At 36.5% G+C, this 17542-nt stretch carries 19 protein-coding genes; 8 read left to right on the top strand and 11 right to left on the bottom strand.

The genetic code is table 11. The annotated features are described in order from the left end of the window. Positions 1–61 precede the first annotated feature (61 nt). The 6 genes from C1634_RS14650 to C1634_RS14625 all read right to left on the bottom strand — a co-directional run bounded on the left by C1634_RS14650 (position 62) and on the right by C1634_RS14625 (position 5196). Entirely contained in the window at positions 62–853 is a 792-nt protein-coding gene (locus C1634_RS14650) for a C-type lectin domain-containing protein (protein ID WP_103231479.1), read from the bottom strand. Positions 854–864: 11 nt separating this feature from the next. After that, a complete protein-coding gene (locus tag C1634_RS14645) occupies positions 865–1653 on the bottom strand; it encodes a C-type lectin domain-containing protein (protein WP_103231480.1) in 789 nt (262 codons plus the stop codon). A 281-nt stretch (positions 1654–1934) separates the two neighbouring features. Beyond that, positions 1935–3272 (bottom strand): UDP-N-acetylmuramate--L-alanine ligase, encoded by a 1338-nt coding sequence (locus C1634_RS14640; RefSeq protein ID WP_103231481.1) that lies wholly within the window; start codon positions 3270–3272, stop codon positions 1935–1937. Between the two features lie 6 nt (positions 3273–3278). Then, positions 3279–3716, bottom strand: a complete 438-nt coding sequence (locus C1634_RS14635) for a hypothetical protein (RefSeq protein WP_103231482.1) — start codon at positions 3714–3716, stop codon at positions 3279–3281. Between the two features lie 16 nt (positions 3717–3732). Further along, positions 3733–4539: a lysophospholipid acyltransferase family protein gene (locus tag C1634_RS14630; protein ID WP_103231483.1), complete on the bottom strand. Its 807-nt coding sequence runs from the start codon at positions 4537–4539 to the stop codon at positions 3733–3735. A gap of 27 nt (positions 4540–4566) precedes the next feature. Further along, complete coding sequence (locus C1634_RS14625) at positions 4567–5196, bottom strand: NUDIX hydrolase (protein ID WP_103231484.1); 630 nt, start codon at positions 5194–5196, stop codon at positions 4567–4569. A 518-nt stretch (positions 5197–5714) separates the two neighbouring features. On the opposite strand from C1634_RS14625, the gene C1634_RS14620 reads away from it, so the two are divergent. The 6 genes from C1634_RS14620 (at position 5715) to C1634_RS14595 (ending at position 11122) form a co-directional block, all read left to right on the top strand. After that, positions 5715–6533: a hypothetical protein gene (locus C1634_RS14620; RefSeq protein WP_103231485.1), complete on the top strand. Its 819-nt coding sequence runs from the start codon at positions 5715–5717 to the stop codon at positions 6531–6533. A gap of 115 nt (positions 6534–6648) precedes the next feature. Continuing rightward, the gene (locus C1634_RS14615) at positions 6649–7047 is read left to right on the top strand and encodes a hypothetical protein (protein ID WP_103231486.1); all 399 of its coding nucleotides are present in this window, start codon (positions 6649–6651) and stop codon (positions 7045–7047) included. Positions 7048–7054: 7 nt separating this feature from the next. Further along, a complete protein-coding gene (locus C1634_RS14610) occupies positions 7055–7789 on the top strand; it encodes a curli production assembly/transport protein CsgE (RefSeq protein WP_228410081.1) in 735 nt (244 codons plus the stop codon). 11 nt (positions 7790–7800) lie between these two features. Beyond that, a complete protein-coding gene (locus C1634_RS14605) occupies positions 7801–8211 on the top strand; it encodes a curli production assembly/transport component CsgF (RefSeq protein ID WP_103231500.1) in 411 nt (136 codons plus the stop codon). Between the two features lie 23 nt (positions 8212–8234). Further along, the gene (locus C1634_RS14600) at positions 8235–9599 is read left to right on the top strand and encodes a CsgG/HfaB family protein (protein WP_109738681.1); all 1365 of its coding nucleotides are present in this window, start codon (positions 8235–8237) and stop codon (positions 9597–9599) included. Positions 9600–9610: 11 nt separating this feature from the next. Continuing rightward, positions 9611–11122 carry a carboxypeptidase-like regulatory domain-containing protein gene (locus C1634_RS14595; RefSeq protein ID WP_103231489.1) on the top strand — a complete coding sequence of 504 codons (1512 nt, stop codon included), beginning with the start codon at positions 9611–9613 and terminating at the stop codon, positions 11120–11122. A 355-nt stretch (positions 11123–11477) separates the two neighbouring features. Here C1634_RS14595 and C1634_RS14590 read toward each other — a convergent pair whose 3' ends face one another. From C1634_RS14590 to C1634_RS14565, 5 genes are all read right to left on the bottom strand, one after another. Then, a complete protein-coding gene (locus tag C1634_RS14590; RefSeq protein WP_228410080.1) occupies positions 11478–12128 on the bottom strand; it encodes a response regulator transcription factor in 651 nt (216 codons plus the stop codon). Positions 12129–12340: 212 nt separating this feature from the next. Continuing rightward, positions 12341–12811, bottom strand: coding sequence for an OsmC family protein (locus C1634_RS14585; RefSeq protein WP_103231490.1), 471 nt, complete (start codon positions 12809–12811; stop codon positions 12341–12343). A 231-nt stretch (positions 12812–13042) separates the two neighbouring features. Further along, a complete protein-coding gene (locus C1634_RS14575) occupies positions 13043–14602 on the bottom strand; it encodes an Rne/Rng family ribonuclease (RefSeq protein WP_109738679.1) in 1560 nt (519 codons plus the stop codon). Between the two features lie 371 nt (positions 14603–14973). Then, positions 14974–15264: an HU family DNA-binding protein gene (locus tag C1634_RS14570; protein WP_002984212.1), complete on the bottom strand. Its 291-nt coding sequence runs from the start codon at positions 15262–15264 to the stop codon at positions 14974–14976. Between the two features lie 316 nt (positions 15265–15580). Next, positions 15581–16252 carry a response regulator transcription factor gene (locus C1634_RS14565; protein WP_103231492.1) on the bottom strand — a complete coding sequence of 224 codons (672 nt, stop codon included), beginning with the start codon at positions 16250–16252 and terminating at the stop codon, positions 15581–15583. Positions 16253–16432: 180 nt separating this feature from the next. Here C1634_RS14565 and tssO point away from each other — a divergent pair, with 180 nt between their 5' ends. Further along, positions 16433–16969, top strand: coding sequence for a type VI secretion system TssO (tssO, locus tag C1634_RS14560; RefSeq protein WP_103231493.1), 537 nt, complete (start codon positions 16433–16435; stop codon positions 16967–16969). 11 nt (positions 16970–16980) lie between these two features. Continuing rightward, entirely contained in the window at positions 16981–17505 is a 525-nt protein-coding gene (locus C1634_RS14555; protein ID WP_103231494.1) for a type VI secretion system transmembrane protein TssO, read from the top strand. The last annotated feature ends 37 nt before the right edge of the window (positions 17506–17542 follow it).

Below are 17542 nucleotides of genomic sequence, written 5' to 3'. Positions count from 1 at the left end.
ACACAATACTTATATTTTCACCAAAAAGCTTCAGAATATATTCTGAAGCTTTTTTTATTTTTTATTCACTGAATTCAATGATAAGCTGGTTCATTGCTGAGCCGGTAAAAGTAGTGGTTGCTCCGCTTAAGTCATTCCATCTCCTTTCCGTGTTTCCTGCAGTATTATAAATATGAGTAGATCCTTCTGTTCCGCCGGAATTATTAGGTTCTCCTGTTGCAAACCAGTTTTCTGTGGTGGCAGGATTGGTAGACCAGTTCATTCTGAACTCTTCTCCCGTGATCCATTGAAGTCTGTCCGGATTACCGGGTCTTTGAATTTTATTAAAGCCGATCCATATATTGTTGGCTAAGTTATAACCTGTTCCGGAAGCTACAATATTGGTTGCAACCCAGACCCTTTCAGCATCATTAGGCATGGTAACAAGATACCCTCCCATTTGCTTTCCAAAGCTGTATGCATTGAACCAGTTGATTCCCTGTGAAAGCTGATACGCACAATAGGTATGGTTGTTTCCTGTCCATTTTTTGCAGCCGATTTCAGTAGCAGTACCACCTCCCGGTACTGAACCCGGTGGCTGAGGTCTTGTTGCTACCGGTTTAGGATCATATCCTAATATAGAATTATTGAATCCGGATGCTGTTCCACCACTAAGGTCAGTTCTGGCAATCTTTCTTACATTTCCATTGGTATCGGCAGAGAGTATATCATCAGCTGCATTACCTTGGGGTAAAGTACGGGTTCGTAGCTCTCCATTGATGTCAAGTGTTTTTGAAGGAGCAGTTGTATTTATGCCAACCTGGGCACTTGCGAGATAAGGGAATATAATGAATAGTAAAATTGATTTTTTCATAGGTGCGATTATTATTCATTAAACTCAATAATAAGCTGGTTCATAGAAATACTTGAATTCGTAGTCAGTGAACCATTCAAATCATTCCATCTTCTCTCAGCATTTGCACTGCCTGCAAATATGTGGGTGGCTCCTTCCACTCCTCCAGAATTGTTAGGCTCTCCGGGATTAAACCAATTTTCTGTAGTGGCAGGGTTGGTAGACCAGTTGATTCTGAATTCTTCCCCTGTAATCCACTGGAGCTGATCCGGATTTCCCGGTCTCTGAATTTTATTAAAGCCAATCCATACATTGTTGGCTAAGTTATAGCCTGTTCCGGAAGCTACGATATTGGTATTCACCCACGTTCTCTCAGCGTCATTAGGCATGGTAACAAGGTATCCGCCCATTTGCTTCCCAAAGTTGTATGCGTTGAACCAGTTAATAGCCTGTGAAAGCTGATAGGCACAATAGGTATGATTATTTCCTGCCCATTTCTTGCAGCCTAGTTCAGTGGCTGTACCTCCTCCCGGTACTGCGCCTGGTGGTTGAGGTCTCGTAGCGACTGGTTTAGGATCATATCCTAGTATGGAATTATTGAATCCGGATGATGATCCGCCACTAAGGTCGGTTCTGGCAATCTTTCTTACATTTCCAGAGGCATCAGTAGAGAGTATATCATCGGCAGCCACCCCTATAGGTAAAGTACGGATACGTAATTCTCCGTTGACATCAAGAGTTTTTGTCGGAATATTAGTTCCGATCCCAACTTGAGCATTTGCAGCAAAAGGTAAAATAATAAACAAGATCGCTTTTTTCATTTTTATGTTTTTTTGCGTACCAAATATATAAAAATATTTTACAATAATAAATGTAATATATTGATTGTTAAAGCATTATAATCTTGTGTTAAAATTAAATTTATATTTGTATTTGTTTATTTATGAATATTTTTTATTAATAATTGATTTATCATGAAATAAATAAATCATATTTTGGTTATTGTAATGATTTGTTTGTTTGAAAAATAAAAAACTCCTTTCAGTTGAAAGGAGTTTTTAGTATGTTGAGAATTTTTAAACGATCTCTGTATAGATGATCATTATTTTGTTAAATCAAGACCCCCGAAATTCCCGGAACTCATCATTAAATAAACACCATCCGTTTTATCCAATGTATTCCAGTAGGCATGAAGATCTTCAGCATTTGTGAAAACCCTTAGCTTTTCATTTTTGAATTTTTCTTTGATAAATTCAGGAGAGATAGGCTCCATTCTCTTGATCTTTAACGCATCTTCAGAATAGAAAACTACAGCCTCTTCCAGACCATCCATTGCGTGGTCATATTGCTCAAGGAAAGCCGGATTTAAGCTGGAATACGTGTGAAGTTCCAGAAATCCATATTTTTTATCATTTTTAAACTGCTCTGCAAATGCTTTTACAGCAGCCTTCACCTTACTTGGTGCATGGGCAAAATCTTTATAAAGTGTTCCTTTATCCTCTCTTTCTACTTTTTCAAGACGTTTGGATGCTCCTTTGAAACTCATAATAGCCTCATAGAAATCTTCATCCATAATGCCGAGCTGTCGGCAGATATGTCTTGCTCCTTCTAGATTCAACAGGTTGTGTGCTCCAAAAACAGAAAGCGGAACATCTCCCATTTCGGTTTTTAAATAGACTTTACCGTTATTGATTTCGTATTCAGGCGTTTTGTAAGGAATTTTTCTGAAATAGTTTTCAGCATTTTCCACTACTTTCACCACTTCAGCATCTTCTTCATTGTACACCAGAACTCCACCTGCTGTAATGCTTGCTACAAATTTTCTGAACTGATCAATATAATCATCAAATGTTTTGAAAACATTGATATGATCCCATGCAATACCACTCATTAAAGCGATATTGGGTTGATATAGTAAAAACTTTGAACGCAGATCGATGGGAGAAGAAAGATATTCATCCCCTTCCAATACCATGAAGTCATTGTCCTGTGTCAGCTTTACCATGCAGTCGAAACCTTCAAGCTGAGCTCCCACCATGAAATCCACCTCTTTCTGGTGGAAATTCAAAACGTGAAGAATCATTGAGGTAATGGTTGTTTTACCATGGGAACCGGCAATGACAACTCGGGTTTTATTTTTAGACTGCTCGTACAAAAATTCCGGATAAGAATATATTTTGAGTCCCAGTTCTTTTGCTCTTGCCAGCTCAGGATTATCCTGATGTGCATGCATCCCAAGAATGACAGCATCAATATCCGGAGTGATTTTTTCCGGGAACCAGCCCATTTCCTGAGGTAGAATTCCTTTCTTTTCTAATCGGGATTTTGAAGGTTCAAAAATAGCGTCATCAGAACCTGTCACCTGATATCCTTTGTCTTTTAATGCGATCGCAAGATTATGCATGGCGCTTCCGCCAATAGCAATGAAGTGGGTTTTCAATTGTATTTACTGTTTTTTAACATTAGTATTAATGATCTGCTGGAAAGCTTCAAGAATATTGTTCCAATTGGTCTGGTAGTTTGCAATGATCATACTGGCATCCGATTTACTGCCTTCATTAGGACCTTTCTTGATGTTGATGGAAGTTGAAATATTGTCGTACAATTTTTTACGGTCTTCCTGTATTCTTCTGAAATTATTCTGAGAAAGAACCTGATCCAGTTTTTTTAAATCTTCATCGGAAATTTTAAAATCCTGCTTATGTTTCTTTCCCTGGCTTTCAAAAGAATAATGTACATTATTACCTTTTATAAGCAGATTTTCATAAATAGGAGCAAAGCCGCCGCTTTTCGAATAGCTGATATCAAAATCCGAATATACCTTTTGGCTGTTGCATGAAACTAATACTATGATTGCAAATAAGATTCCAAGTATTTTGTTCATAATTTTTTTCTTTACTTTAATTATTTGAGTCCTTTTGTTCTAATTTTTTAGCTTTAAGTTCTTCATCATAACTGTGTAATAGGTTGAAATCCTCTGTCTGCTCAATGGCAGTCATGATTTTCAATAAAATTTCCGGTGCTTTTTCGTTATCATAATCGATATCCAAAGGAGCTTTGAATTCCATCGTAGGTTTTACACCGGTTACCTTTACGCGGAGTCCTTTTTTATCAAAAGCTCTTCTGAATCCGTTTATTTTAATAGGAATAACAATAGGACGCTGATTTTTTACCAATTTGGCTGTTCCTCTTCGTCCCTGTGCAAAAGCGGAAGTAGTTCCTTGAGGGAAAGTAGCTACCCAGCCATTGTCTAATGCCTTCATAATATTGTCTACCTCACTCATGTCTACCATTCTGTTGACATTTTTCCCTTCTGCTCTCCATGTTCTTTTTACCGTTACAGCGCCTGCAACTTTGAATATTTTGGGAAGAATTCCTTTATTCATGGTTTCTTCAGCTGCAACATAGTAAAAATCAATCTTTGGATTCAAGAGATAGATCGGATTTTTGATCGTGTTCAAGTATCCATTGTTTACAGCACAGAAAGCATGGTACATGGCTGCCACATCTGCAAAATAGGTCTGATGGTTGGATACAAAAAGTACGTTAGAGTCCGGAAGATCCACAAGGTGTTCTGTCCCGGTTATTTTTAACTTATTAAAGCCGTTGAATCTTCTGTATGATACAACTCCTAAAATAAAAATAATAAACCTTTTCAAAAAATAAGGGGTTCCGAATGCATCGGTGAAAATATTTTTCTTCGCCATCTCTCAATTAAACACGGTAGTGCAAAGTTACATTTTTTTCAGCAACTGGCTGAATTCACTTAATATCATCGCTGTAGCTCCCCAGATAATATATCCGTTGAAATTAATGACCGGTACTTCATGTCCGCTTGCATTAGGAAGGTCCATCATTTCGGGGGTATCCGACAGGTTTAAGAAGGACGTGATGGGGAATTCTATTATTTCAACAACTTCTCTATGCTGTAGAATGAAAGTAGGATTCTTTTTAGTATAAGAAATATAGGGATATACATAAAAATTGCTTGGCGGAATATAAATAGGAGACATTTCTCTGATAATCCTTACATAATGTTTATCAATCCCAATTTCTTCAGAAGTTTCTCTTACTGCAGTTTCAGCAAAATCTCTATCCATTTCCTCACGTTTTCCTCCAGGCAGCGATATCTGTCCGCTGTGTCTGTCATGCTCATTAATCGTTCTTTGAATCAATGGAAAATACCACTCGTTGTCTTTCAGATATAGTACGATATTGACTGCTGCAAATTTTGGGTTTTTTGCCAATACTTCATCATAAGTAAAAACGGGACGGGAGGGGGGAGAGAAGACTCCATGGGCGTGTTCACCGGGAAGTTCCACGCTTTTTATTTTTCTCAATAAATCTTTTCCAAAATTTTCCATAGCTCAAATTTAGCAATATATCTTGAAGAAATAAGGGCCTTAACATTAATTAACCTATGCAAATATTAGTATGAAAAGATGTTTTGTGATCGATTTTGTTTCGCAAATGAATGATGAGTAATGAGCAAAGAATAAAGAACGTTACATCTTAAACTTTAAACCTGAATTTTAATAGCAATAGTCAATTTTATTTTGAAAGTGAATTTTGAAGAGCTGATAATGGTAAAGTGTGTAAAACCCTGAACTGTGATGTTTCAGGGCTGATGGGAAATTGGGAACAGTGAGTGAGAATAACCGTCAACACAACCTCAATATTCACTATGAACTGACTTACTTTTAGAGCTGAAAATGAAGTTGGTGTTTTCCTCTCACTGAAAACAATGATTTTCTTACAACGGAAAATGGTGACCCTTACACCCGTAAACAATGACTTTTGAAATTTACACTTTGATGGTGGTTTTTCACTTTGATGGAGAAGCTACCTTTGCCTTACTATTAACCAATTAATTTTTACTAAGATGAAAAATTTACTTACAGGTGTACTTACACTATTCGCCATGAGTTTCGGGTTCGCTCAATTTAATATTGATGTGACTACCCAAACAGGAAACTTAAATGTTGCTACTGTAGACCAGACTGGTCTTTTGAACATCAATTCTTTAACACAAACAGGGAATCGTAATACTGCAGACATTGATCAGGTTGGAATTTTAAATGTCAACACTGCGCAAAGTATCGGAAACAGAAACTCTATAGATGTGGATCAGGTGGGTATCGGAAATACAAATGATGTGAGCCAGATGGGAAACAGAAACTCTGCTTCAACATGGCAGCTTGGAATACTTAATTCTACAGATCAAATTCAGATCGGAAGAAGAAACGATGCTTCTTCAGTACAGATTGGATTAGGTAACTCTGTCTTCCAATATCAGGACGGAAGAAGAAATGATGCTTCAGCTATTCAGTTAGGTAGTGGTAATGATGCATATCAGATTCAGTTGGGAAGAAGAAATGACGCTACCGGAGTTCAGGTAGGAGCCAATAACGTTCTTGTTCAATACCAGGATGGTAATGATAACAGTGCTACTCACGCACAAGTGGGTAATGGAAATATTGCTGCTTCTCTTCAGGTAGGAGATGATAATACCTCTGTGGGAATACAAGCCGGTAATGCCAACCAACTTTATCAGTTCCAGGTAGGAGATTCTAACACAGCTATTGACCTTCAAATGGGTAACGGTAACTTTACCTGGGTAACTCAAAGTGGAGATTCTCATATCCATTTAGGAACTCAGATGGGTAACGGAAACTCAATGATTGTAAATCAGTCCAATTAAGCCCTTTAACACATACTGTAAATCTTAGAAATTGTAAGGGAGAAACTACAGGGTTTCTCCTTTTTTACCTTCACTTTTCTCCGGTTTGCATGAATGTATAATACAAAAATAGGCCATGTCTACTTTAAAATGGAGTGCTATTACTCTTTTCGCGCTACTGCGATTGCAGGCACAGGAAATAGACTGGGATAAGGTCAACAGTAATACAATCTTAAATCTTATAGCCAGGCAGCAGATGGATCAGAGTTCTTACGGTTCCAATATCATTCAGATAGGAGATTATAACAATGCCGAGCTTTCTCTTAACGCCCATACAAATATTGTAGTAAAACAGCTGGGAGATTTCAATACCCTCTATTTTATCAACTCATTTACAGATAAAGAAACAAAAGCCGCCGTTACTGCACAAGGGAACAATAATATTATTGATGTTACAGGAAGCAACAGTATTTCGGATGGAATTCAGATCAATGTAAAGGGAGATAATAAAACAGTTTTCATGAGAAATTATTAAAACACCGATGATGAAAATTTTATATTCCCTAATCCTGAGCACTTTTTTTACCTTCCTGTCTGTATGGGCTTATGGGCAGGAGGATAAAAAAGTAAATGCAAGGATAGAGAGCAGTCTCCTTGAAAACCAAATTATATTGAAAGCCGTTGTAATGAACAATACTGCCGTTTACAAGGAACTGAATTATCTTTTGGTTTCTATTAAAAAAGGAAACGGAGGAAACCTTTCGAACAATCAGCAGAGTGGTAAATTTTCGGTTAATCCCAATGAAGTCAAAGTACTGTCAGAGATCAGCGTAAATCTTGATTCAAAAGATGCCTTGAAAGCTTTCCTTTATATCAGAGATGAAGAAACCCAGAAATTGGTAGCGAAAGACAGTTTGGAGCTTAACAGCGATCTTTTTAAAAAGAAAACAGCCAAAATAGAAGAAGATGCTGCCTATGAACTGAGAGGGCTTACCATTGATGAAACCAAAACAAAGGTTGGGAAAGACTTTTATGATCTGTTTTATATGCAGTATAGCCAGCTGCCGGATAAAAGCAGCAGTGCCGTTACCATTACAGAACTTCCCCTCCGCGGGACAAGCGGCCAGATCAATATTCAGATTGAGGATAAAATTATTTACAGTTTTATGACCAATCCTGCAGAAGATTATTTAAAAGAACAGCTGACTTACAGCTTAAAATATATCAAAGAATTTAACGCAAAGAAAAACCTTATTAAAAATGAATTCATTTACTAAAAATGTCCGCCATGAAAACCTTTATCATTATTTTGACCTTTATTGCGGGTATTTTCTACGGAAAATCTCAGCAGCTCGTCTATAAACCGGTAAATCCGGCTTTTGGAGGAGATACGTTTAATTATCAGTGGCTTTTAAGCTCTGCTAATGCACAAAATCAATTTGATGAAAAAAATGATTACAGCAACTTGCTGGATCGTGTAAACTCTCTTGACAGTTTTACCCAGAGTCTCAACAGACAGATCCTCAGTGAACTTTCAAGAAAACTGTTTGATGAACAGTTTGGTGATGGAAATATAAAGCCCGGAAATTATCTTTTTGGATCGCTTTATTTACAAATTACCAATACTAATCAGGGACTTTTAATCAATATTTTGGATACCAGCAATGGCGATCAGTCCGAGATCGTAATCCCAAAATAGGAAATAACTAAAAATAACTTACCATGACAACCTACACTTACACCAGAATCTTTTTCTGTAGTTTCCTGCTATGCATTCTGCAGGCTTGTAGTTCAATATTTGGTTTACCTTCGGATCCCGAAAAACCAACGATGGGAGAGGTCACCTCTTCTACCGCAGAATTGAAAAACCTCCCACTTCCCAAAGAGAAGATTGTAATAGGAGTCTACAAATTCCGAGACCAGACCGGCCAGTATAAGCCTTCCGAAAACGGAAACAACTGGAGTACGGCAGTTCCTCAGGGAACCACTACCATCCTCATCAAAGCATTAGAAGACAGTCATTGGTTTATCCCTATCGAAAGGGAGAATATTGCCAATCTTCTCAATGAAAGACAAATCATCCGCTCCACACGACAGGAGTATATAAAGGATGCAGACAAAAACAGCCAGTCACTTCCCCCTCTTTTGTACGCCGGAATTCTTCTTGAAGGCGGTGTCATTTCTTACGACAGCAATATTCTGACTGGAGGACTTGGAGCAAGGTATTTCGGTATCGGAGCTTCCACACAGTATCGCCAGGACAGAATTACGATTTACCTTCGTGCTGTTTCTACGCTTAACGGGGAGATTCTTAAGACTGTTTATACCTCCAAAACAATACTTTCAACCAGCGTAAACGGAAGTTTTTTCAGATATATTGATACGGAAAGACTCCTGGAAGCTGAGGTAGGTCTCACTCAGAATGAGCCCGTTCAGCTTGCCGTAACCGAAGCTATTGAAAAAGCTGTGAAATCTCTTATCGTAGAAGGGATAAGAGATAAAATATGGGGAAAAGCTGTGGATGCTAATGGGCCATATCAGGCATTAATTAACGAATATAATAGTGAACAGGAACAAAATAACGGAAGAGTAGTCGGTGGAAGATTTCCAGATAATTACAGACAGAAATTTTCCGTATTTGCCAATGTTGAAGGGCAGAAAGTCCGAGACGATTATGTAGACCCTAAAATGAACATTGGAGGCAAAGTAGGATTCAAATATTTCCTTACTCCTTACCTGAATGTAGAAGTGAACGGTAATTATTTTACGCTGGAAAATTCAAATATTGTGAAAAGAAATTATTACGGTCCTGAAGTGAATCTGGAATATTTACTTTTCCCAAAATACAGATTTAGCCCATACATATACGGTGGGGCAGGAGCGATGTATTCAAAATACAAACCTCAATATAAAGCACAGGTTGGTGGCGGGCTGGAATATATGATCAGCCAGAATGTTTCACTGAGAGCTTCCGCTCAATATGACCTGGGTTTCAAAGACAATTGGGAAGGCCTGGTTAACGGGAAAAGAAAAGATCAGGCTTTACGCTTTGGTATAGGAATCAACTTTTACTTCGGAAACAAATAAAAACACGAATTATGAAAACTATAATTAAAATACTCAGCATATTCATCTTTGCTTTTTGTCTGTTTTCATGCAATGAAGACCTTGTAGAACAGGCTCAAACAGGAATGTTAAAAGGAAAAGTCGTAAAAAGAGGCAGTAATGTGCCGATTCCTAATGTGAAAATCTTTACCAATCCTACGACACAGACAGTATTCAGTGGTACAGACGGTTCATTTGAAATCGCAGCCATGCCTGTGGGAAATTATTCTTTGAAAGCAGAACTTTCAGGATATATCACAAGCTTTCAATCAGTCAATATACAAAACCAAAATCAGGTAGTAACGGTAGTTTTTGAGATGGATGATGATACATCATTGAATTCTCCTCCCGCTACACCACAGTTGTTAAGTCCGATAGATAATGCAGTCAATCAACCTTTGAGCGTCGAATTAACCTGGAGCGCTACAGATCCCGATACAGCGGATGTCTTAAAATACAGTTTGACAATTAAAAATAATCTTGACACTAATGTGATTCAGGTTAATGATTTGAAAGCGAATCATTATACGCTTTCAAATCTGAAGTTTGGTGTAAGTTACTTCTGGCAGGTGTCTGTTTCGGACGGCATTCACCAGCCAGTTTTAAGCTCTATCAGTAAATTTACGACCAACACGGTTCCTTCCAACCGATATCATTATACCCAAAAACAAAATGGAAATTTTGTTATCATATCCAGTAACGATCAGGGAAATAACTTCCAGTTTACCAATTCTTCCTACAACAGCTGGCGGCCCCGTAAAAATAATAATGCAGGTCTCATAGCATTTCTCCGTACAGAAGGTGGAAGCACTCATATTTATACTGCCAATCCGGATGGTTCCAATCCTTTTAAAGTAACCACGGTGCCTGTAGCCGGTTTTAATAACTATGAGATGGATTTTGCCTGGAGTACGAATGGTAAGGAGCTTATTTATTCGAATTTTAATAAGCTGTACAGGATTAATAAAGACGGAAGCGGCCTGAGCCTGGTTTATACTACTCCGGACGGAAGTTTGATCTCCGAATGTGACTGGAGCTATGACGGAAGTAAAATTGCTTTGAAAACCAATGATTACAATGGTTATAACACAAAAATTTATGTGATAGATACCACAGGAAATATCATTAAAACGGTATTGTCCGGCTCTGTAGGAGCGAGTGGTGGGCTGAATTTTTCTGTAGATGGACAGCTTCTCCTGTTTACCCGTGATGTTTCAGGATATGTGGATGGAAGCGGAAACTATCGCCAGCTCGATTCGCATATCTTCATTTATAATCTGGTTACCGATGTCGTAAGTGATATTTCTTCTGAAAGCGAAAAAGTGATGGGTACCAATGATCTTGATCCAAGGTTCTCACCGAATAATGCACAGGTCATTTTTATGAATACCTCCAATGACAATATTTCTCAGAGAAATGTGATGGTAATTGACCTTACGAGCAGTTTGACAGATCTTACCCGTGCTTCACTTTTCAGCAATGGAGAAATGCCGGATTATGAATAAGGTTCAAAAATTCAAGGTTTAATGTTTAATGTTGTTTATCATTTTTATTGACATTTGATTGATGGGCTTTTCAAATAAAAGATGATTATTACTACTATAAAGTCCAGGTTTTAAGGTTTAAAGTTCCAGGATGTGAGCTTGAGATTAGAAATTTGAGTTGTTTGCAGATAAAACATAAGGACAAAAGTAACATACGCTTTTTTCATTCCTCGGTTTCTGATCTCTTTGCCTCACTTCCAGCCTTAAAATAAGTTTAATAATGAACTGCCTGTCTGATTCATAAGACCGAATTCAGGCATAAAAAAATTCCAGACTGTAAAGTTTGGAATTTTTTTGAGTGGTTCATGGAAGATTTTCAGTCAATAATATGGTTTTCAAGAGCATATTTTACAATTCCGACTGAGTTTTTCGCATTGAGTTTCAAAAGAATTCTTTTTCGGTGTGTTTCTACCGTGTTGATGCTGATAAAAAGTTTTTCAGATATATCTTTACTGCTGTTTCCGTCACATATAAGTTTAAGGATTTCCATTTCGCGGCGGGTAAGCGGTTCTTTGATGTGGGGATTGGGTTTTTCCTGTTCACTGCTGATGAAATTGATCATTCTTTCTTTCGCATGGTCGCAAATGTAGATCTCATTAAGAAGCAAAACATTAATGGATTTCAGAAACTCATCATACGTACAGTTTTTGTCCAGATAACCCTTAATCCCTTTGTTGAAAAGTTTCCGGATATCGATCATATCATATGAGTTGCCAATGATGGTGATCTTAGTGCTTTTATGTTCAGAGATAATACTTTCTACCAGCTTGCAGATTTCCGTAAGCATTAGCATATTGGAGCTCATCACAAGCATTTCCGGAGGATCTTTTTTTAAATTTTTGGAGAGGGTTTCTAAAGAATTACAAGTGTCAATTGTGCTGAAAATTTTGCTTTGGGTAAGCAGTCTTGATAATCCCTCAGTATAGAGCATGGGTTCATCAAAAATGGTCAATCTTGGTTTCATCATGGTTTGTTTTGTTTATATAAAAATAGGAAAAAAACTTTACATTTTGAATAAAATTGATAAATATTTTGAATTTATTGTGTTTTTATTGATGGTAAAACGTTATTATTATTGATTTTTTATTAAATAATTCTCTTTTTGTGGAGTTTTTTAGAGTTATTGTTGTTAAAATACACTATCCATCATTGTTTTAGATGTAATTTTTGACTATTAATTTATTTAACTAACATAACGGGGATATGCTTTACCGGAAAATTAACCGAATTGGCAATGAAACAATATTCGTTGGCTTTATGATGAAGCTGCTCTGCTTTTTCCATCATTGATGCTTCTGCAACAGTTACAGTAGGATGTAAAGTTACTTCTGTAAAATGCCCGCTTCCACTTGCTGTTTCTGTCATGATACCTGTTGCTTCATCAGTATAGTCGGTTACAATAATACCGGCTTCAGAACAGAAATGAAGATACCAAAGCATATGGCAGGCAGAAAGAGAAGATAAAAACAGATCTTCCGGGTTATGCTTCGTTTTATCGCCACGGAATGCGGGATCTGAAGAACCGTCAATTACGGTTTTATTCTCTGTTGAAATTACGTGACTCCTTTCGTAGTCTCTATAGCCACTTGTTCCGGTTCCCTTGTTTCCTGTCCATTGAATGATCGTTTTGTAGTGATGTTCTCTGCTCATGATAAATAAAAAAAGTATTTACTAAAATTAGGTAAATACTTTTGAAAAGAAATGAGTTTTACTTTTTAAAGAGCTTTTTATGTATTAAAGTACCATTTTGGAAAGTAATGTCAATAGTTCCGGTGGTCGTTAATTTTGATATAAAAGTTACCGTAGGAGCTGTCTTGTTTTCTTTGTTATTGGCAAGTATAATAAAAAAACCTCCGATTATTCGGAGGTTTGAATTTTGTCTTAATTAGAAAATTCTATCAATTCTTCTTTTTTGGAATTGTAGATCTTGTATTCTAAATATTTAAAAGAATCCCTTGGAACGATGGTTACCCATTTTTTGTATTTGATAAACCATTTCATTTGGATACTTTTGATGCCTTTGGTAAGGTAGGCTTCCACAAATGGGTGTACATGCAGGTAGACTTTTCCTTTTTCTTTCTGCAGAATGTTTCTTAAGGTTTCACCCATTCTTTCCACGATGACAATTGGAGCAACAATTTCTCCGTCTTTGTTCGGGTTTTCTTCTTTGGTTTCGATCTGTTTTTCCGGACGGTTTCTTTGTCTGGTGATCTGGATCAAACCAAATTTACTAGGAGGAAGTATTTTGTGGCGAGCTTTGTCGCGATTCATTTCCTCTTTCAAGTGCTCGTAGAGATCTCTTCTGTGATCAGAGTTTGGCATATCTATAAAATCGATAACGATGATCCCTCCCATATCGCGGAGGCGAAGCTGTCGTGCGATCTCAGTAGCGGCCATTTTGTTCACTTTCAGTGCATGCTCTTTGTTGACAGCGGTTCCGGTGGTAATATTGTTCCCGGAGTTGACGTCAACGACGTGAAGTGCTTCTGTGTGTTCAATAACAAGATAAGCGCCTTTAGAACTTGGAATGTTAACGTGTTTTCCAAAGCTCTGTTTAAGCTGTTTTTCAACATTGTAATATTCCAGAAGAGGAATATGGGAATCATAAAACTGGACAATGTTTTTCTTTTCAGGGGCAATTACTTCTACGTAATTTGTCATTTCGCTTACCATTTGTTCATCGTCGCAGATGATACTCACGAAATCCTGATTAAAATTGTCTCTTAAAATAGCTGAAGCTTTGTCTTCTTCGCTTAAAACTTTAGACGGAACTTTATTTTTCTGGATGTTTTTAAAAGTGCTTTCCCATTTCTGAACCAGTTGATTCATGTCATTGTGAAGGTCGGCTACTTTTTTTCCTTCTGCTACAGTTCTGATAATAACGCCGAATCCCTCAGGTTTGATGCTGTCAATTAGGGTTCTCAGTCTTTCTTTTTCCTCAAAGCTTCTGATCTTTTTGGATATAGAAACTTTATTGTCAAAAGGAATTAAAACCAGAAAACGTCCTGTCAATGAAATCTGGGTAGAGATTCTAGGACCTTTTGTAGAAATTGGTTCTTTCGTAATTTGTAACAGGACCAGATCGTCCTTGGCAATTACTTTATCTATTGTTCCGTTTTTGTCTATTTCGGGTTGTATCTCGAAATTTTTTAAGCTCGAAGTGCTTTGTTTTTTAGAAATAGTATCTTTCAAAAACTTTCTGTATGTAAGATACTGAGGTCCCAAATCCTGATAGTGCAGAAATGCATCCTTGTCATATCCTATATTGACGAATGCTGCATTCAGATTGGGCGCAAGTTTTTTTACTTTTCCTATAAACAGATCTCCAACTATAAAATCGCTTTTGTCTTCTTGCTCATGAAGTTCACATAGTCTTCCGTCTTCCAGCAGTGCAATCTTTGTAAGATCATCTTCATGCGAAACTATTAGTTCTTTCTTCATTTTTTAATAAGATAAAATTGTTAAGATTATAGGGATTGGATGTTTTTTTCTAGATTAATTCATCTATTAAATATAAGGATTTTGAATGAAAACCATTATATGTTTATTAAAATAATATTTGAAACCTTCCATCATCCGAAGAATCTTATATAGTTGCAAACAAAAATATAGTCAGTGAACTTTTTAAATTTAAATTCACCAACTATATTATTATATTGTAAATCTCGAGAAAAGGAGATTATTTTTTCTTATGTCTGTTTGCTCTTCTTCTTTTCTTTCTTTTGTGAGTCGCAACCTTGTGTCTTTTTCTTTTCTTTCCGCTTGGCATAATTTTAATTTTTTAGTAACTAGTTAATATTCAGTTAATGTTCTTATTTTACTGCAACTTTAGTTTTTACTTTCTCTACAAAAGATTTTGAAGGTTTGAAAGCAGGAATGTTATGAGCAGGAATCTCAATTGCAGTGTTCTTAGAAATATTTCTTCCTGTTTTAGCAGCTCTTGTTTTAATGATAAAAGATCCAAAACCTCTTAGATAAACGTTATCCCCATTATACATAGAAGTTCTGATCTCCTGCATAAAAGCTTCTACAACTTTCTGTGTTTCATTCTTTTCTGTTCCCAACTTATTTGAGATGGTGTTTACCAATTCTGCCTTTGTCATTTCCTTATTTTAATTTTAAATTTTAGGTGTGCAAATTTAGTTAAAAAAATTGAATACTAGCAAATTAGTGACAAAATATTTTTATTCAAATACTTGCGCTTTGAATGTATACACCATATTAATGCAGGGCTAAGTTAATTTAATAATAAAATAATATAGCGGTATAAAGGTACAGAATTTTGATGAATAAAATTTAATAAATGGCTTAATAATAGGTATTGAGGGGGATTTTTTTCTTAAATGCAGCGCTTGAGAAAAATAATCTGCCTCATCCGATATCCGGAATTTAAAATTTTGAATCTGAAATCAGAATTTTTTATAAACTGGAATTGTAATATCCATTTTCCACACAGAAACGGATAAGATGAAGCTTGGTTTTCAGTCCCAGCTTTTCTGTAAGCCGGTTGATATAGGTATCAATAGTCCTGGTGCTCAGGTTAAGTTTTTCTGCTATTTCTTTATTACTGAATCCCTCATAGCAGAATCTCATCAGCTGTATTTCAGCCGGAGAAAGTTCCTCCTGTCCTTTTTTCTGCCTGTCCATATATTCCTGTACAGCAAGGGGTTGCTGCTCCCATTCTTTGGAATAGGCTTGGTAGTCAAAATCTTCAGAAGCAATGCCTCCTTTGATAATGTCCTTGATGATGGTGCTTTTTTTCTGACAGTAATAGATATTAGGAATCTTCGAAAGAATTTCGGCCATATCTTCCTGATAAGTACCGGAGTAAGTGATAATAGGAGTTTCCGAATTGTTTTTTCTGATGTATTTGATTGCTTCAATCCCGCTTAATACCGGCATAAAAAGTTCAATAATGAACACATCCTCCTGTCTTCTGTAGATTCTGTTTACCAGCTCATGTCCATTATTACAATCATTCAGAAGCATATAGAAAGGATTTTCCATCAGTGTTTTGATCATTATTTTTTTAAAATAAAAATCACTGTCAGCGATGGAAAAACGTACGGTATTAGATAATATTTTGCTCATTCTTAATATCGATTTGGCAAATGATATTTAAAATTTTAGAGGTCTAATGTATGAAAAACTTATCAAAGAGGAAATTAATATTAAGTTAATCAGGGTTTTCACGAAACAGGCTTGGGGAAATTACGTATTGTGCATAAAATTTTTTTTTTATACTTTCACAGGCCAAACAAATCGCAAATTATGTCTTCTAACAGGGAAAAAAAATTAAACAAATCTGACGTCAGAATAGGCATTTGGAAGTTTATACTGTCTTTTGTCGCTTTGTCGGTTGTAACTTTTGCTTGCTTATTTCTCTTTTTTAAGAGTTATGATATACAGCGGGAAGGGATCAGCCGGGAAGCTGAAGCGTATAAAGAACTGATGCTTCGAAGTGACGTACTGAGAGATCACATTGATGATATTTACGACAAAATGAACCAGCTTAATATCAATAAGGTGGAGAATGATGTATTCCTCAGAACCAGTATTATGGATAATGTGAGGGATGCTAAAAATATTATGGGTAAAGACAGTGCACAGAGCTTTAAGCATTATGCTGTACTGATGAAGCAGATTGTACCGATGATGACTTTGAAAGCCAAGATCATTGAAGTGGAGTATCAGAAGAAAACCGTTTTAAGAGATCTCGATGAATGTATGGGTAAAATAAAAGTGACCAATAATGAGCTTAGAAAAGACCCTACGAGAAATTTCACTGGAAGTAAAAGAAGAAGATAAAAAGAAAAGATATGCAAGGACAAATCACACTATCTAAGAAAGAAAGGCATTATCAGTTTTTTTATTTAATACTGATGCTTGTGACAGCGATGTTATTTTTGGGAGTGATCTTTTTGAAAGGATTTGTATCTCCCTTCTCAGACGAAGATGTAAGAGGTATTCAGAATCTTGAGCAGAAAGCTGAATTTGAACAACACCAAAAAGTTGTTCTGCCAATCATGGACAGTACTTATACCATGATAACAAAACTGACCAATGACGGACCACAGCCTTTTGTGGAAAATAATATTCAATTAGGGGTCAATGACCTTAACAGCTATTTCAATGGTACCGACGTTGTTGATATCCGAAAAGATGCCTACCCTCAGATTGCCAAATTCTATAAAATGTATTTTGATGACAAAAAAGTCATTTCAACAACCTCGGAAGACATCAAAATTTTCCAGAAACAGGTAGATGAATGCAGAATTGGATTTAAAGATAAGCAGAATAAGCTTTATCAGCGTGAGCAGGATCTGAAAGCAAGAATACAATAAGCAATACATACTAGGAACTACACATAAAACACATCAC

Origin of the sequence: Chryseobacterium viscerum, from assembly GCF_002899945.2 — a bacterium.
In the GTDB taxonomy this organism is placed as follows: Bacteria; Bacteroidota; Bacteroidia; order Flavobacteriales; family Weeksellaceae; genus Chryseobacterium; species Chryseobacterium viscerum.
This window is presented reverse-complemented; position numbering and strand designations above follow the sequence as displayed.

Excerpts from the sequence above, each read along its gene's own strand:
- C1634_RS14615 (WP_103231486.1), top strand. The coding sequence starts at position 6,649 with ATGTCTACTTTAAAATGGAGTGCTATTACTCTTTTCGCGCTACTGCGA.
- C1634_RS14555 (WP_103231494.1), top strand. The coding sequence starts at position 16,981 with ATGCAAGGACAAATCACACTATCTAAGAAAGAAAGGCATTATCAGTTT.
- C1634_RS14610 (WP_228410081.1), top strand. The coding sequence starts at position 7,055 with ATGATGAAAATTTTATATTCCCTAATCCTGAGCACTTTTTTTACCTTC.
- C1634_RS14635 (WP_103231482.1), bottom strand. The coding sequence starts at position 3,716 with ATGAACAAAATACTTGGAATCTTATTTGCAATCATAGTATTAGTTTCA.
- C1634_RS14645 (WP_103231480.1), bottom strand. The coding sequence starts at position 1,653 with ATGAAAAAAGCGATCTTGTTTATTATTTTACCTTTTGCTGCAAATGCT.
- C1634_RS14565 (WP_103231492.1), bottom strand. The coding sequence starts at position 16,252 with ATGAGCAAAATATTATCTAATACCGTACGTTTTTCCATCGCTGACAGT.
- tssO (WP_103231493.1), top strand. The coding sequence starts at position 16,433 with ATGTCTTCTAACAGGGAAAAAAAATTAAACAAATCTGACGTCAGAATA.
- C1634_RS14595 (WP_103231489.1), top strand. The coding sequence starts at position 9,611 with ATGAAAACTATAATTAAAATACTCAGCATATTCATCTTTGCTTTTTGT.
- C1634_RS14600 (WP_109738681.1), top strand. The coding sequence starts at position 8,235 with ATGACAACCTACACTTACACCAGAATCTTTTTCTGTAGTTTCCTGCTA.
- C1634_RS14585 (WP_103231490.1), bottom strand. The coding sequence starts at position 12,811 with ATGAGCAGAGAACATCACTACAAAACGATCATTCAATGGACAGGAAAC.
- C1634_RS14590 (WP_228410080.1), bottom strand. The coding sequence starts at position 12,128 with ATGATGAAACCAAGATTGACCATTTTTGATGAACCCATGCTCTATACT.
- C1634_RS14570 (WP_002984212.1), bottom strand. The coding sequence starts at position 15,264 with ATGACAAAGGCAGAATTGGTAAACACCATCTCAAATAAGTTGGGAACA.
- C1634_RS14575 (WP_109738679.1), bottom strand. The coding sequence starts at position 14,602 with ATGAAGAAAGAACTAATAGTTTCGCATGAAGATGATCTTACAAAGATT.
- C1634_RS14630 (WP_103231483.1), bottom strand. The coding sequence starts at position 4,539 with ATGGCGAAGAAAAATATTTTCACCGATGCATTCGGAACCCCTTATTTT.
- C1634_RS14625 (WP_103231484.1), bottom strand. The coding sequence starts at position 5,196 with ATGGAAAATTTTGGAAAAGATTTATTGAGAAAAATAAAAAGCGTGGAA.
- C1634_RS14605 (WP_103231500.1), top strand. The coding sequence starts at position 7,801 with ATGAAAACCTTTATCATTATTTTGACCTTTATTGCGGGTATTTTCTAC.
- C1634_RS14650 (WP_103231479.1), bottom strand. The coding sequence starts at position 853 with ATGAAAAAATCAATTTTACTATTCATTATATTCCCTTATCTCGCAAGT.
- C1634_RS14620 (WP_103231485.1), top strand. The coding sequence starts at position 5,715 with ATGAAAAATTTACTTACAGGTGTACTTACACTATTCGCCATGAGTTTC.